Source organism: Citrobacter sp. RHBSTW-01044, assembly GCF_013781945.1.
GTDB lineage: Bacteria > Pseudomonadota > Gammaproteobacteria > Enterobacterales > Enterobacteriaceae > Citrobacter > Citrobacter braakii.
This window is the reverse complement of the sequence record NZ_CP056180.1, coordinates 2,769,657-2,784,261: the sequence shown is the minus strand read 5'-3', so window position 1 is coordinate 2,784,261 and position 14,605 is coordinate 2,769,657. Positions and strand designations below refer to the sequence as shown.

12 protein-coding genes and 4 pseudogenes are annotated in these 14,605 nt (G+C 47.8%); 12 read left to right on the top strand and 4 right to left on the bottom strand.

All coding sequences use genetic code 11. The features are described 5' to 3' along the window. Window positions 1–15: 15 nt before the first annotated feature. The 10 genes and pseudogenes from HV352_RS13480 to HV352_RS13440 all read left to right on the top strand — a co-directional run bounded on the left by HV352_RS13480 (window position 16) and on the right by HV352_RS13440 (window position 9,034). Window positions 16–537, top strand: coding sequence for a hypothetical protein (locus tag HV352_RS13480; protein WP_131382546.1), 522 nt, complete (start codon window positions 16–18; stop codon window positions 535–537). Between the two features lie 122 nt (window positions 538–659). Next, window positions 660–908 (top strand): annotated as a pseudogene (locus tag HV352_RS23690) (phage repressor protein); the annotation flags it as partial. 61 nt (window positions 909–969) lie between these two features. After that, entirely contained in the window at window positions 970–1,434 is a 465-nt protein-coding gene (locus HV352_RS13475; RefSeq protein WP_047418010.1) for a hypothetical protein, read from the top strand. Further along, on the top strand, window positions 1,431–1,919 hold the full coding sequence (locus tag HV352_RS13470) for a DUF1833 family protein (protein ID WP_047418008.1): 489 nt from the start codon (window positions 1,431–1,433) through the stop codon (window positions 1,917–1,919). The genes HV352_RS13475 and HV352_RS13470 overlap by 4 nt, the downstream gene beginning before the upstream one ends. A 9-nt stretch (window positions 1,920–1,928) precedes the next feature. Next, window positions 1,929–2,309, top strand: coding sequence for a hypothetical protein (locus HV352_RS13465; RefSeq protein WP_047418006.1), 381 nt, complete (start codon window positions 1,929–1,931; stop codon window positions 2,307–2,309). Next, window positions 2,306–5,029 carry a host specificity factor TipJ family phage tail protein gene (locus HV352_RS13460; protein WP_047418004.1) on the top strand — a complete coding sequence of 908 codons (2,724 nt, stop codon included), beginning with the start codon at window positions 2,306–2,308 and terminating at the stop codon, window positions 5,027–5,029. The genes HV352_RS13465 and HV352_RS13460 overlap by 4 nt, the downstream gene beginning before the upstream one ends. A 56-nt stretch (window positions 5,030–5,085) precedes the next feature. Then, entirely contained in the window at window positions 5,086–7,491 is a 2,406-nt protein-coding gene (locus HV352_RS13455; protein WP_072034388.1) for a sialate O-acetylesterase, read from the top strand. Between the two features lie 270 nt (window positions 7,492–7,761). Then, window positions 7,762–8,085 carry an antibiotic biosynthesis monooxygenase gene (locus HV352_RS13450; protein ID WP_047418003.1) on the top strand — a complete coding sequence of 108 codons (324 nt, stop codon included), beginning with the start codon at window positions 7,762–7,764 and terminating at the stop codon, window positions 8,083–8,085. Between the two features lie 97 nt (window positions 8,086–8,182). Beyond that, a pseudogene (locus HV352_RS13445) lies at window positions 8,183–8,442 on the top strand (helix-turn-helix domain-containing protein); the annotation flags it as partial. A 289-nt stretch (window positions 8,443–8,731) separates the two neighbouring features. After that, entirely contained in the window at window positions 8,732–9,034 is a 303-nt protein-coding gene (locus HV352_RS13440) for a hypothetical protein (protein ID WP_052134162.1), read from the top strand. A gap of 188 nt (window positions 9,035–9,222) precedes the next feature. Here the strand turns inward: HV352_RS13440 and HV352_RS13435 are convergent, their stop codons facing one another. The 4 genes and pseudogenes from HV352_RS13435 to HV352_RS13420 form a co-directional block, all read right to left on the bottom strand. Then, window positions 9,223–9,732 carry an HNH endonuclease gene (locus HV352_RS13435; protein ID WP_052134161.1) on the bottom strand — a complete coding sequence of 170 codons (510 nt, stop codon included), beginning with the start codon at window positions 9,730–9,732 and terminating at the stop codon, window positions 9,223–9,225. A gap of 196 nt (window positions 9,733–9,928) precedes the next feature. Continuing rightward, window positions 9,929–10,579 carry a hypothetical protein gene (locus tag HV352_RS13430; protein WP_101699969.1) on the bottom strand — a complete coding sequence of 217 codons (651 nt, stop codon included), beginning with the start codon at window positions 10,577–10,579 and terminating at the stop codon, window positions 9,929–9,931. Between the two features lie 283 nt (window positions 10,580–10,862). Further along, on the bottom strand, window positions 10,863–11,105 hold the full coding sequence (locus HV352_RS13425) for a DinI family protein (RefSeq protein ID WP_003840850.1): 243 nt from the start codon (window positions 11,103–11,105) through the stop codon (window positions 10,863–10,865). A gap of 92 nt (window positions 11,106–11,197) precedes the next feature. Further along, window positions 11,198–11,278: pseudogene (locus HV352_RS13420) on the bottom strand (DinI family protein); the annotation flags it as partial. 3 nt (window positions 11,279–11,281) lie between these two features. Here HV352_RS13420 and HV352_RS13415 point away from each other — a divergent pair. Continuing rightward, window positions 11,282–11,814, top strand: a pseudogene (locus HV352_RS13415) (S24 family peptidase). Between the two features lie 716 nt (window positions 11,815–12,530). After that, entirely contained in the window at window positions 12,531–14,528 is a 1,998-nt protein-coding gene (betT, locus tag HV352_RS13410; protein ID WP_047418455.1) for a choline BCCT transporter BetT, read from the top strand. Window positions 14,529–14,605: the final 77 nt, after the last annotated feature.

Below are 14,605 nucleotides of genomic sequence, written 5' to 3'. Positions count from 1 at the left end.
GTTGGGGATAGGGATATGAAAAAATTATTGTTAGCGGCTTTTGTCGCTTCATTTTTGACTGGATGCGCTAATAATCAAGGGCAGGAAGCTATAACCGGAGTTGATCGTCATAGCGGAAGTAAGACGGTGTTAATGCAGCCACATGGAACTGATTGCAAAAGTATGCAGTGTATAGCAATTGGAGCTTTCTGGGCTGAAAGTGAGAAAGATACCGCCCTTCTCAATATTTCCCTGATGAACACTACTGATTTTGTTAGAAGTGCCTACTTCGAGATAGATGGCAAAAAGTATCAACTGCGTGATGGTGGCGATCTTACTCGTTATGAGCGTCCTTTAGCTAACTACTCAGCATATGCACAGTCCCGCAAGGATTACCTTGTGCCCTTAGACTTAATCAAGAAATTATCAACAGCTAAAAAGGCTTGGATTTTTGTTGAAACTGGTAGTGGCGTGATGTCGGATGCAATCATTGATTCACAAGGTGACAGCAAGGCGTTTTACGCCATGCAAAGATTTCTTAAGCAAATTCCATATTAAAGACGCATAGCCCACTCAGGTGGGCTTTTTAACAATTAGTGCCATTTACTTGATGCCCTCAAGATATCTCTAACTCACCATATCTACTCATACTTCATCGTATCTAATTGCGGGTAAGAGTCCATGACGCTATCCCGCTGCCGGTGATTGAAGAGCATTATTACACGGCAGCAGAGGCTGGACAGAAAATCGGCGTCAGCGCCAATAAAATCGGGCGCATAGCTAACGCGAACAACCTCAAAACTGAGCAGTAGGGCAAATTCTTTCTGGATAAGTCGGCTCACTCCACTAAGCAGGTTGAAGCATTCCGCAATAACACCAACGGCATTGAATCTCTTCGCCATCTGAACCATGGTGCTGATGTTGCCTGACGGATAACAAATTTAGGTCAAGAACCCGCTTAACGGTGGGTTTTTTATGCCCGGAGGAAAAGTGGCAGAAAAATACTACCCCCACGACTATCTCCCTATGCCGCTTCAGGATGGCTATGCATTTCAGCCAGTCAGTCCGTTAATGCGTACCGAAATGACAACCGGCCGTGCCCGCCAGCGCCGGGCATTCATTTCCACGCCAACACAGGCAAATGTGCAGTGGCTTTTTGAAACGGACATTCAGGCCCAGCTATTTGAGGCCTGGTACCGCGAAACGATCACTGACGGTGCTGACTGGTTTTTTATGCGACTACAGACCCCGCTGGGCGTTGAGTTCTATAAATGCCGGTTCACCGATATCTATCAGGGGCCGACGCTGGTCGCCCCGATTTACTGGCAGTTCTCCGCGACGCTGGAGCTATGGACACGTCCTGTTCTTGGCGATGGCTGGGCTGAGTTCCCGGATTACATCATCAACAGCAGCATCATTGATATTGCGCTTAACAGGGAGTGGCCCGAAGCATGACCAGCCCGACTTTAAAACGACTGTACGCCTCTTCCGGTGAAGAGGTCATTATCAAAACCCTACAAATCAACATCGGTGATGATGCTCTGTATCTCTGTGATGGCTATGACGACATAACCGCGACAACGGAAACCGGCGAAGAAGTGACATTTATCGCAAGCACCATCGACGTTGCGTTACCTGCGCGAAACAGCGACGGTACACAGGATCTGCAGTTTGCAGTCTCTAACATTAATGGCGAGGCATCGACATCCGTGCGTAGCGCGCTGGAAAACTTGCGTGGCGCCACAGTAACTTACCGCCAGTTTACCTCTGACGATTTAACCGCTCCCGCCGAACGTCCTTATACCCTGACGGTTAAAAACGGGTACTGGACCGCGACGCAGGCGCAGATTATCGCAGGGTACATGAACGTGTTGGATACAGGCTGGCCCCGCTATCGCTACACACTCCCGTTCTATCCTGGCCTTCGTTACATGAGCTAAGGAGTTTCAATGTTCAATCAAGATAAATACCTTTCAGTCACATGGCTGAAGGGCGGACGCGCTTACCCTGAACTTGACTGTTTCGGCATCGTGAATGAAGTGCGTCGCGATCTGGGGCTTCATGAATGGCCTGATTTTGCCGGAGTGACTAAAGACGATGGTGGCCTTGACCGAGAAGCAAAAAGTTTCTCACTGACTCTTTCCCAATGCGAGCCATGCGCTGGTGCAGGGGTTTATTGCTATTCCGGTTCAACGGTGACGCATGTTGCAGTCGTGGTGGATATCAACGAGCAACTTTATGTTGTGGAATGCAACCCAAAGACCAACGTGACCATCCTTCCATTGCCGCGCTTTATGCGTCGGTTTGTTAAAGTGGAGTTCTGGCAGTGACTATCAGAATTTATCCATCCCGGTTACCCGGCGAGCCGCTGGAAATACATGAACATGGCGCACTGACTCTTCATCAGTGGTTGTCGAGCAACGTTGATAATTATCGTTCAGATATTAAACACCCGATTGCGGTTGAAGTTGATGGCGAAAATATTCCCGCAACGGAATGGTTCGATTATGTCATAGCCCCATCCAGTGAAGTACGTATCTATCCGATCCCTTACGGGCTGGAGGCCGGGACAATTGCGTGGATAGCTGTTGCTATTTCTGCCGCATCCGTTGCATATGCGCTATTTTTTGCACCAGGCGCGGTCGATCCGGGAGGATATTCATCAGGAACAGGCAATTCACTCGATGTAAACCCGGCTAAAGCCAACCAGGCTAAGCTTGGGGAGCCGATTCGTGAGCTGTTCGGACGCCGCCGAATTTACCCCGATTACGTAGTACAGCCGGTAACCCGCTTCAGCCAGGATGATCCGACAGTGATGACCGTTGAAATGTTCGTCGCGCTGGGATTCGGACAATTTTCATTCGGCAAAGGGGATATGCGTGTTGGTGCCACGCCTGTTTCATCGCTGGGTGATAGTTTCGCGTACACCGTTTTTCAGCCCGGCCAGAATGTGGCTGGTGACCGCCGTAGCGAAAACTGGTTTAACTCCACTGAAGTTGGAGGCACCAGCTCTGGCGCCGGGCTGGATATGGCCCAGACGGCGCCGGACAAGGATGATGTTGTTGCGCAGTCACTGACGGTGTCTGGAAACACAATCACGTTTAACGGATTAAGCGCTGACGACGATACTGCAACAAACGAGCTGCCTGATTCGTGGATTGCTGGCGCAACGGTTGAGCTAATCGTACCCGATCAGTTTGTTGTAACCAACGATGGCGCATACAGCCGAATTACCAGTGACAATCTGGCGGAACTCGCCCCTTATGTCGGCATGCCGGTAACGCTCTGGTACAACAGCGTCGACTATAGCCTGTTTATCGCTTCGTATACGCCGCATGCAGACGCGACAGAGGAAGAAGAGGAAGTCACCGCCTCGGTAACGCTGGCTTATGAGAGTGACACCGGTACGCCTTTTACGGGTATTCCAGAGGGGGATATCAGGCTTTCCGTTTCTCACGCTGGATATCAGTACAAAATTTTCGACGTTGACGGCACAAGTGTGACTCTTCAGCGCTTGATTGACGGCGTTGTCAATAACACATGGCCGGGTTTCGTTGCGCGCACCGTGCTTGATTTTGACGCATCTGGCGTTAACCAGAATGATTCCTGGATGGGGCCGTTTCTGGCATGCCCGGATAATGAAACCATCGACATGTTTGAAGTGAATTTCTTCTTCCCGAATGGCATTTGCTGGTACGACAAAAAAGGGAGAAAACAAAACAGAACGGTTCGCTGGGAAGTTCAGTACCGCGTCTATGGCTCTGGTTCTGGATGGTTGAGCAAAACCGGCTCGTATAATACAAAAAATATAAATGGTCTTGGTTTTACTGAGCGCATCACGCTGAGTTCTCCTGGCCTTGTTGAAGTGCGATGTCGACGCACTAACGAGCAGGGACAGGATAACAGCCGCGATAATATGTACTGGCAATCGTTGCGTGGCCGCCTTCTGACCTCGCCGTCATCGTACGCTGGCGTAACGACGATGGGTGTCACGGTGGAAACAGGCGGCAAGCTGGCCGCTCAGTCCGATCGCCGGGTGAACGTGGTAGCGACAAGGATTTACGACACTGGCGCACCAAGAAGCATCTCTGGCGCCCTGTACCACGTTGGTAACTCGTTGGGGCTGGATATGGACACCGACGCCATTGATGCGCTGGAAAGTGCGTACTGGACGCCTGGCAATGAGTTTTTCGATTTCGAGACGACTGACAGCACATCTGCGCTGGAGGTTTTGCAGAAGATAGCCAACGCCGGGAAAAGTTATTTTCTGCTGACGGACGGGCTTGCTTCGGTTGCGCGTGAAGGCGTAAAGCCATGGTCCGGGGTTATCAGTCCGCATGAGATGACTGAAGACCTGCAAACTGCATTCGTTGCTCCCTCCGGTGACGATTATGACGGCGTTGATGTAACGTATATCAACGGAACGACCTGGGCTGAGGAGACGGTACAGTGCCGGACCCCGGATAATCCAACCCCTGTCAAAATCGAAGACTACACTCTTGATGGTGTGCTTGATCGTGATCGCGCGTACCAAATCGGCATGCGCCGGTTGATGAAGTATCAGCAGCAGCGGCTGACCCATACGACATCTACTGAGCTGGACGCACTTTGCTATAACATCGGCGACCGTATCGTGCTGACTGACGATATACCCGGTAGCCAGACGGTCAGCACACTGATTGAGTCGATGGCGTCTGTGGATGGCACAACGACATTCACGGTGACAGAGCGGCTTGACTGGTCGTTTCCAAATCCTCGCGTGCTGATTCGTTATCAGGATGGTTCGGCTTCCTCACTAATGGTGGCGACCAGTGCAGGTGATTACCGGGTTTCCGTACCTTACCTGGCGACGTTCGATGACATGATTCTTGATGATCCCGGCATTGAACCGCCACGCCTGATTTTCTGCGACTCTTCACGAGTGGGCTATAACGCTCTTGTCTCAGAGATAGCCCCGCAATCTGACGGCACATGTCAGATAACGGCGAAACAGTATAAACCCAGCTTCTACGATCACGACAATGCAACATATCCCGGCGATACAGCCTGATTTCACCTACTTAACTATCACCCGCTTCGGCGGGTTTTTTCGTTTATGAGGCTCATATGACGACTTATAACACCGGCAACTCGCTGGGATCTGCTGCTGCAAAAGACCTTAACGATAACGCGCAAAACATGGATTATCTGATGAATGACCAGGTGAATGATCGACGCAATGATCGTCTTGGACATTCCCGTAAAACCTGGCACGGTATGGAGTCAGCTCATGAGAAACAACTTGCCCGCTTTTCTGCTGCCTTTCAGGAATTTCTTGTTAAGTCCGGATATGACTTTCTCGGCGATTACGAGGACGGTCCTCTTACTTTCACTGCACGAAATCAGACAATCCGGTATCAGGGGCAGTTCTGGAGACTGAATACAGCAACGGATGTTCCATTCACGACACGCGGAACGGATGCCATAAGCTGGGCAGAGGATGTTAATCATCTGGTCCTGATGGACGCTGACATGCTGCGTCAGGAACTGGCACTACCGGATGGAGCCTGGCTGGTAGGACTGGGTGATTTGACGCTGGGTGAGATACTGGCTCAGAAAATCTTCATTATTGTCATTACCGGACAGTCGAATGCAGTCGGTGCAAATAGTGGAGGGCCTAATCCGGCAAGCGATAAAATCGTTATCTGGGATGGTGCAACGGGCGACTGGGGAAGCAGTGATTATACCCGTCCACCGCTGTCACGCTCCAGTCCGAACGGGAACGGCGGCAACAACAATATAGCGCTGGCATTTGCACATCGCCTTGTGGATGAGTTTAAGGCAGAAAAGGTGTTCATCATCTATGATGCGGCAGGTGGGCGTTCCATTGAGGACTGGACAGGGGAGGGGGTTAACTCAGTCCGCTACGCAGCGATAAAAGGCAAGGTTGAAGCGGCGCTGGCCTCACCGGAAATTGTCGCCACAGGGAAGACGAGAGTCGATATGGTTGTCTTTGCGCAAGGGGAAGCTAACGGACTGACAGATACCATTACGGATTACCGCAGCAAGCTTGCCACGCTGGACAGGCAGTTTCGTGCTGAAAGCTGGATGTCTGATACCACACCGATGTTTATCATGGGTATGAGCGGATTACACATGCGTTACCAGGTCTGGCAGGCGCAACTGGATTATTGTGAAAACCACAACCGCAACTGCATTTATGTGAACTCTGCAGGACTAAAGACACAATACGACGTTGATGGTGCGGGAGATTACACGCACTGGCTGGGTACATCCCTTTGGGAACATGGCTATTATCGAATCTGGCAAGCACTGCATGAACGCGGGGTCACACACCGCCATACTCTTGCAGCGTTCTCTGCCCGGGGGGCGGGTCCGTGGAGTGGCGAGGCCATCGCGCTGGCAAAATTTTCGAGCCTGGTAAGTGCAGGCTCCACAACGGGTGATTTTCCGGCGAACGGCCCTGCTGCGTCGCACGCGATTCACTGGGGTTATCAATGTACAGCTGCAAATAATGCGCTTGCTGGAGGGTATCAGGTAACGATGGAGTCCGGTGCGAGTTATTCTATAGCATGGGGCCGCCTGAATATGTTTGCTGCTCAGGCGCAAAACTCAGCAGCTTTCGGTTACGGCAATACCATTAATACTCCCTACGCTTTTGCCGGTGGGAGAGGACATACAATCGCAGATCCTTACTGCGCGGCACTTGGCGGATTCTCTGAATACAAAACCTCGCTGGCAGATCCTGTAAGGTTCCAGGTTGGCATCGGTAAGGCTGAGGCTTCGCCAAAAACCGGTTTTGCCGTATTTGAGTCAGGCAGGTCACTGTTCGCGGGTAACATTGATTTTAAAACGGATAATAATTCCTCTGTAGGGACGCCGAGCGCACGCGCGTCAGTTATCTATGCGGGTACTGCTGCAATCAACACCTCTGATATAACGACGAAAAAATCACGTGGAGCGTTAACCGATGCTGAATTACGGGCATGGGCTAAAGTGCCGCCGACAATTTATCAGATACTGGAGTCACTGAATGAAAAAGGTGAGGACGCGCGGCTACATGCAGGGCTGATTGCACAGGATGTTGCTACGGCGTTTGAATCTGAGGGGCTGGATCCGCGCCGTTACGCGTTGTTCTGTGAAGACGAAATATTCGAAGAAGTATTCGAACCTCAAATCAGGACTGTTTCACGTCAGAAGCGTGGGCCGGGAGTTATCAGGGAGTCCGGTATTGTTGACGGCGTAGAAGTTACGGTCGAGCGTAGAGTAGAAGACGCGCTTCAGTACAAGCTTGTTAATGATGAGTTCGTGCCAGAGATTGAAGAAGTGGAAGAGACAGTGATGATTCCGGTTCGAAAGTCAGCAGGGATACGCCTCGGGCTGCGTTATACAGAATGCCTTATTTTTGAAGCTGCTTATCAGCGCTCTGTCAGCACTAAACTGGCGGCGCGCCTTGATGAGCTTACTGTTCCGGCACGTTACGCAGCCAGGTGCGGGAACAGTAATAGCTAAAATCCAACCCGATCAGTATCTATTCCACTTTTCCGACGAACATATCAGGGCCAATCTGCTGGATGTCTATGACACTACCGGGGCGGGGTCAGTCCAAAAATGACTCTGAGGTGTCTGTTAAATCCGTGGCGATTCATCTCCTGTTCATCGTTCAGTTAGCTTTTATCCGTTTCCTCCACTTCTTACGCAGCATACATACTTCGGTGCTGGCCGAAGCGTCATACTTTCGTCGGTAATAAACTGATCGGAAATTAACGACGGAGCTAAATCATGATTGCGGTACTTTTTGAAGCTGACGCCCTGCCAGAGGCACAGGAAAGATATCTTCAGCTTGCTGCCGAACTGAAGCCTTTACTGTCAGACACGCCGGGTTTTATTTCTATTGAGCGCTACCAGAGCCTGAGCGCGCCCGGAAAAATTCTTTCTTTGTCATGGTGGGAAGATGAGGAATCTGTAGCAGGATGGAAGCAAAATGTTATGCACTTGGCAGCACAGAAAGAAGGTAAACAGTCAATTTTTTTATTCTACAGAATACGTGTTGCCAGAGTGTTCCGTGATTACTCTTCTGATAAGGAGGCACATCAGCATGTATGACATTCACGTCATTCTAAGCAATACTCCGGGTTCGCTGCCTCACTTGGCAGTGTGCTGGGCAAAAACGGTGTGCGCCCTGATGGATAGGCGCGCGTGGACAGTCATGGGGAGATTCTTCTTTCATGTCATGGGGCGTTGGCGGAGATGGAGAGAGAGCTTATTGTTGAGCGAACACGGGTTGGCTTAGCTGCTGCGCGCGAAGATGGTCGGATCGGCGGCAGACGGCCAAAGTTAAGCGCAGAAGAGTAGGCTCAGGCTGGAAGGTTGATTGCTGCAGGTGAGTCAAGAAAACGTGTGGCTATAATTTATGATGTCGGGGTGTCCACGCTATACAAAAAATTTCCTGCGCGGTGTTGAGAAGACGCCACGCGTCGTCGTATGCAAGAACGGGCGGCGGCGAACTGGCGAACGTTCGATAGTGCGAGTATTGAATGATTGCCAGTCCGCTTTGAGCGAGGAGCAGACATTGTAACTTTCGCAAGCTGATTTTGAGATAGGATGGCTTTCACTTGGCTGGCATTGTGTAATGCCGTCATAGAATATGCATAATAACTTTCTTCAGCGACTAACTATTCATCATAAAATCGATATTACTGTAGAGGACAGGCGTTTCTGGCCACATTGTCTCTACAAGGAAAAACTGAAAATGAGATTTATAACACTGTTTACATTACTTTTCGCTCTTCCCCTCCATGCCGAAGACCATGATTATGGTCCTCCCATCTCTAGATGCTTGAACAAACATACTATTCCCTATATCAACACGACGATTCCTGCTGAGAATATTGTTAATGATGCTTATAAGGAGTGCGAGGATATCGTTAATGAATGGAATAATGAGCGTGCATCCTTGCCCAAGGAAATGGTAATCAAGCAGAATAAGGAATTTAGGGAGATGTATGTCAGGATGATTGATACCCGCAGGAAAACAGATGTTAACAAAAGATGAAGGCTTTGTTTTACTTCATTTTGTAAAGTAGCGCTCTTAGGGCCAGGTAAAATCTCGCATTAAGCTTTCCTGAAAGGCAGTTTTGAGCGAAGATCGGGCATTTCCTTAAAAGAAAATTTAAATCTAATGTAAAGTAAAACTTAACATTAAATAGACCGGTCAAACTGAATGACTATAATTATTTTAATTTATAAAGTGGCCTGACTAAATATTTTTTTCAAAGCTTCCCTAACAATATACACCTTGGTTGCATCAGAAATTCTACCACCATGTGCTCCTGCCTTTTTGAACAACTCACTGAAAATTTCTTTGATAAGAATTTCATTAACTGCCATTTGAGTTTCTTTATTATATTTATCCATTTCCTGTTGGATTAGTCTTAACATGCTTTCCATTTCAGTAGGTTGCTCATTCATCCATTCAATAAGCGCAGATTCATTAGCAATATCTGGGCTTTCTCTATGGCATTTATTGCATAGCAGAATATAATTTGAGACATCATTACTTCCGCCTAGTGAGTGAGGGATAATATGCGCCCTCTCCAATTTTGAGGATTCGCGGCCACAGCAGACACATACATTGAAATCACACGCATTATCATAGCGCGTATCATCCAAACCTCTTTGAATTCCATTGTCAATCCAGTACTGCCAGATCTTTTTTTTACTTGGTGCGTTTTGTCTAGGAACTACTGCCATATTACTGCTCCTCAAGAATTCAAACAGTTGATTAGAGATCAGCTGACCTGCGCCCTATAGATTAACACACTACGCTGTTAGCAACGTCCGCTCCTGGCACAGAGCTGACGTGCTAACTAGGCCAAAGGTCAGCTGTAGAGCGGAAGCGGACTTAATGGTCTTAACAGCTATATTGGCCTATTTTATAATTTACGGCCTACCCGTTTCTACAATGATTGCGCATGGAATAGTTGTCATTAATTAATTTTTGGATTTTACTTATTCTTTTTCCAGATCTAAAAATGATCATAAATTGCCAAGAAAATATAAATGTCATAAACATAAAAAAGATCAATCCTATTGTTTTAAAAATTATCTCACCGAATTCAATAAATCCTACGCCTCCCATCGAACTTGCCCTATCAATTGATTTCATCATTTCAAGCATAAGATAAACAGATGTAAAGTAGCATATAGATAAAGACGAAAAACAAATGAGCATGCTAATTAACCTACTAGTTAATGTGTTATATGTGTCTGAATACCCCACTACAATACGATTGTTACTCTCTGAGAATTTAAGAATATCAAGTAATTTTCTACCAAATGAAAAAAGCTGGATGATTTCCAATGCATTATTATAATGGAGTAGTTTTTTTAAAATATTGAATGGGATAGGTCTGCTGTTATGTATTCTAGATACACACACTTGGATTATATAAGGAGTTGTTCTCTTATTACTTAGTTCTTTAGAAAGAGTATCAACAATGCCAGTTTTATTCCTATTATTACCATGAATAAAACTCACCCATAATGAAAAAAATGAGATAGCTATAGGGAGAAAGGCAAAAATAAGAGATATTTTCATCAGAAATCCTAAATTTTCAATTAGAAAGTTATGAAATTCGACAAGAGACGCCCAATAATATAACTCTTAACCACAGATAAATGCTATGAAAATTTGTTAATGTCACTGATAATAGGTAGGTTGACAGCAATGACCTGCCCGTCGCTTATTAAAGCAACTAAGTGTGAGCAACTTCCGCTTTTGGCACAGAGTGGACTGTCAGGTTAGGTTTGGCTCTGTGCCATAAGACTGCCAGCTCAGGTCTGAGCTAATACAACTCAAGCGATATGATGGTTCAAGGCGTTTAATCTGAAACCAGCCACATATCAGCCTCTTCAAACATTTCCTGAACAGTACGGCTTATCTGTTCCTTCTCATGCTTGCTGGCGTCAGTGTTGATCGCCGGCAGCGTCATCATCGGTTTAACCCGGACATCAGCATCGGGGAAAATCCGGTGAACCCTCTTGGTCAACTCGCCCAGAATGATATCTTTTGCACCGGGCAGACCATCAAAATTCCTTTTGTCATAAACGAGTTCCACGAACATTGCTTATTGCCTCTTTACTGGATGGATACACAGTATTTATACTGTTTTTTTATCCAGTATTCAAGAAGGGGTTAATGATGCCACGACGTAGCGATATTGAAATAGCCTGGCATGCTTCGATACAGCGAGAACCGAATGGTCGGAAGACTGTCACCACACAGCGGTTTGTCCAGGAACTGGGTAAGGTTAACTGGCACTGGACGCCGAAGCAGGCCAACGATTGGATAGAATGTTATGTGACAACATTCCGCGATGTCTCCACGCAGGAAGGCGAGAACCGAACCTTTCAGCTGTTCAATCCAAACGGAGGACTATAGCCATGGGGTTCCCTTCACCGGCCAGCGATTACGTTGAAACGAGGATCTCACTCGATCAGCAGCTTATCAGCCAGCCAGCAGCGACTTACTTCATGCGGGCATCGCGTTCACATTTCAGGGAAGGGATACTCCAGGGAGCGCTGCTTGTGGTAGATGCGTCACTTACTGCCTGCGATGGTTCACTGCTGATATGTGCAATCGACGGGGAGTTCAGGATCAAGCGATATCGGACTCATCCTCAACCCCATCTGATTAATCTGGAGAGCGGGAGAAGGGAGGCGCTACCAGTAGATGATGACGGTTACGGTTCTGCACCCGCTATATTCGGGGTGATTACTTACATCATTAATGATGCCAGCAATGCGGAGTTTGATGACTGCCCGGTGATGTAGATAGAAACACATCATGGGAAAGAATAATTATGCTCAATTGGTGGTTATTTGACCATTTATGATCTTGGTAAGATTTTAGTTAAAAATATTAGATATCAATCACAAAGATTTAATGACAACCATCTTTGTAATGACTATAAATTTACCCACTCGCTAAGGATATAGCGTATCCAATATGCACTGCTGTGTAATTACGGGGTCTGTTGATGTCAGCAGACACCCGGTTTTTCATCATCAACTACACAGTCACTGTACTGCCAGGCAAATTTAAAAGTTATGGTTGTGTTTCTCCCCAGTTATTCCCCGGAGTATCCCCCGCTCAGAAAACAGACATAAAAAAGCCGTAACAGGCTGGTTCTTAGATGATTTTTGGTCGGCACGAGAGGATTTGAATCTCCGATCTCCCCATGACGACGAGCCGCCGTCTTAAGGGCTGCTATGTGCCCAGAAGCAGACGCTGGTCATTCGTAATCAATATTGCTTCAATTAACGTATATCCCAAGTCTGATGCAGATTATGCAAATTTAATGCCCCAAGAAGTGGAAGGCTGACTAGCTAAGGAGCCCTTTAAAAATATGAATATATAAGATGATTTGTATCGAACCTCGTTGCACCATGCGTTCCGATTAATGCCGCATTGTCAGTTGAACTTTGCTACTCTATGAGTGGTAGTACCCTTTATCCAATGCGGATTTAAATTAATGGAATAAATGATTATGAGTGAAAATGATATAATCCCAAAGAAGTCTAAAAGCCAGATTAACAAAGCAGTATTCTTTACATCTGCTTTGTTAATTTTCCTTCTTGTCGCCTTTGCCGCCGTATTCCCGGATGTTGCCGACAAAAATTTTAAACTACTTCAACAACAAATCTTCACGAATGCCAGCTGGTTCTACATCCTGGCTGTGGCCCTGATTTTACTGAGTGTCACGTTCCTGGGACTCTCACGCTACGGCGATATCAAGCTGGGCCCGGACCATGCGCAGCCTGATTTCAGCTACCACTCCTGGTTTGCGATGCTTTTTTCGGCAGGGATGGGGATCGGCCTGATGTTCTTTGGCGTTGCCGAACCTGTGATGCATTATCTTTCGCCCCCCGTCGGCACTCCAGAGACCGTTGCGGCAGCGAAGGAAGCAATGCGTCTGACCTTCTTCCACTGGGGCCTGCACGCATGGGCAATCTATGCCATTGTGGCGCTGATTCTGGCGTTCTTCAGTTACCGTCACGGTTTGCCTTTAACGCTGCGCTCCGCACTCTATCCCATTATTGGCGATCGCATATACGGGCCTGTAGGCCATGCGGTTGATATTTTCGCTGTTATAGGCACGGTCTTTGGCGTTGCTACATCGTTGGGTTACGGTGTTTTGCAGGTGAATGCCGGTTTGAACCATCTTTTCGGGATACCCATTAATGAAACTGTGCAGGTCATTCTGATCGTGGTCATCACGGGGTTAGCGACGATTTCAGTGGTGTCGGGCCTGGACAAGGGAATACGCATCCTGTCTGAGCTCAATCTGGGCCTGGCGTTGTTGTTGCTGGCGCTGGTCCTGTGTCTGGGACCAACCGTGCTTCTGCTGAAGTCATTTGTGGAAAATACGGGCGGTTATCTTTCAGAACTGGTGAGTAAAACGTTCAACCTTTACGCGTATGAACCTAAGTCGAGCAACTGGCTGGGAGGCTGGACATTATTGTATTGGGGATGGTGGCTTTCATGGTCGCCGTTTGTGGGGATGTTCATCGCACGGGTATCCCGCGGCCGAACCATTCGCGAGTTTGTCACCGGTGTGCTGTTTGTTCCTGCCGGCTTTACGCTCATGTGGATGACGGTATTTGGTAACAGCGCGATCTATCTTATTATGAACCAGGGGGCGACTGACCTCGCCAATACCGTTCAGCAGGATGTTGCTCTGGCCCTGTTCAATTTCCTGGAGCATTTCCCGTTCTCCTCCGTACTGTCATTCATTGCAATGGCGATGGTCATTGTCTTCTTTGTCACATCTGCTGATTCGGGGGCAATGGTTGTAGATACTCTGGCATCAGGTGGGGTGGCAAACACACCCGTCTGGCAGAGAATCTTCTGGGCCTCGCTCATGGGAATTGTTGCTATTGCGCTTCTCCTTGCAGGAGGGCTAAGCGCGCTGCAAACGGTGACAATAGCAAGTGCATTACCCTTCTCAGCTATCTTATTGATATCCATATACGGACTGTTAAAAGCCCTGCGTCGGGATTTGACTAAGCGTGAAAGCCTGAGCATGGCGACTATTGCTCCGACGGCTGCACGTAACCCAATTCCGTGGCAGAGAAGGTTGCGCAATATAGCTTATCTGCCGAAGCGTTCTCTTGTGAAACGCTTTATGGACGACGTTATCCAACCCGCCATGACGCTCGTTCAGGAAGAACTGAACAAGCAGGGGACGATAAGCCATATCAGTGACGCTGCCGATGATCGTATTCGACTTGAAGTCGATTTGGGCAACGAGCTGAATTATATTTATGAAGTGAGGCTTCGCGGGTATAACTCACCGACATTCGCCCTAGCTGCGATGGATAATGATGAGCATCATGCTGAACAACATCGATATTATCGCGCTGAGGTCTATCTCAAAGAAGGTGGTCAAAATTATGATGTGATGGGCTGGAATCAGGAACAGCTTATTAATGACATACTCGACCAGTATGAAAAACATCTGCACTTCCTGCACCTAGTTCGTTAATATCCACATGCTGTCATGGAAGGCAGCATTTATTTATTCCGACCGCAACCCGAGGAAATGCAGAAAGAATTCACGGT

Coding starts and splice junctions, on each gene's coding strand:
- HV352_RS13455 (WP_072034388.1), top strand. CDS start 5,086: ATGACGACTTATAACACCGGCAACTCGCTGGGATCTGCTGCTGCAAAA.
- HV352_RS13435 (WP_052134161.1), bottom strand. CDS start 9,732: ATGGCAGTAGTTCCTAGACAAAACGCACCAAGTAAAAAAAAGATCTGG.
- HV352_RS13440 (WP_052134162.1), top strand. CDS start 8,732: ATGAGATTTATAACACTGTTTACATTACTTTTCGCTCTTCCCCTCCAT.
- HV352_RS13430 (WP_101699969.1), bottom strand. CDS start 10,579: ATGAAAATATCTCTTATTTTTGCCTTTCTCCCTATAGCTATCTCATTT.
- betT (WP_047418455.1), top strand. CDS start 12,531: ATGAGTGAAAATGATATAATCCCAAAGAAGTCTAAAAGCCAGATTAAC.
- HV352_RS13465 (WP_047418006.1), top strand. CDS start 1,929: ATGTTCAATCAAGATAAATACCTTTCAGTCACATGGCTGAAGGGCGGA.
- HV352_RS13480 (WP_131382546.1), top strand. CDS start 16: ATGAAAAAATTATTGTTAGCGGCTTTTGTCGCTTCATTTTTGACTGGA.
- HV352_RS13470 (WP_047418008.1), top strand. CDS start 1,431: ATGACCAGCCCGACTTTAAAACGACTGTACGCCTCTTCCGGTGAAGAG.
- HV352_RS13425 (WP_003840850.1), bottom strand. CDS start 11,105: ATGTTCGTGGAACTCGTTTATGACAAAAGGAATTTTGATGGTCTGCCC.
- HV352_RS13450 (WP_047418003.1), top strand. CDS start 7,762: ATGATTGCGGTACTTTTTGAAGCTGACGCCCTGCCAGAGGCACAGGAA.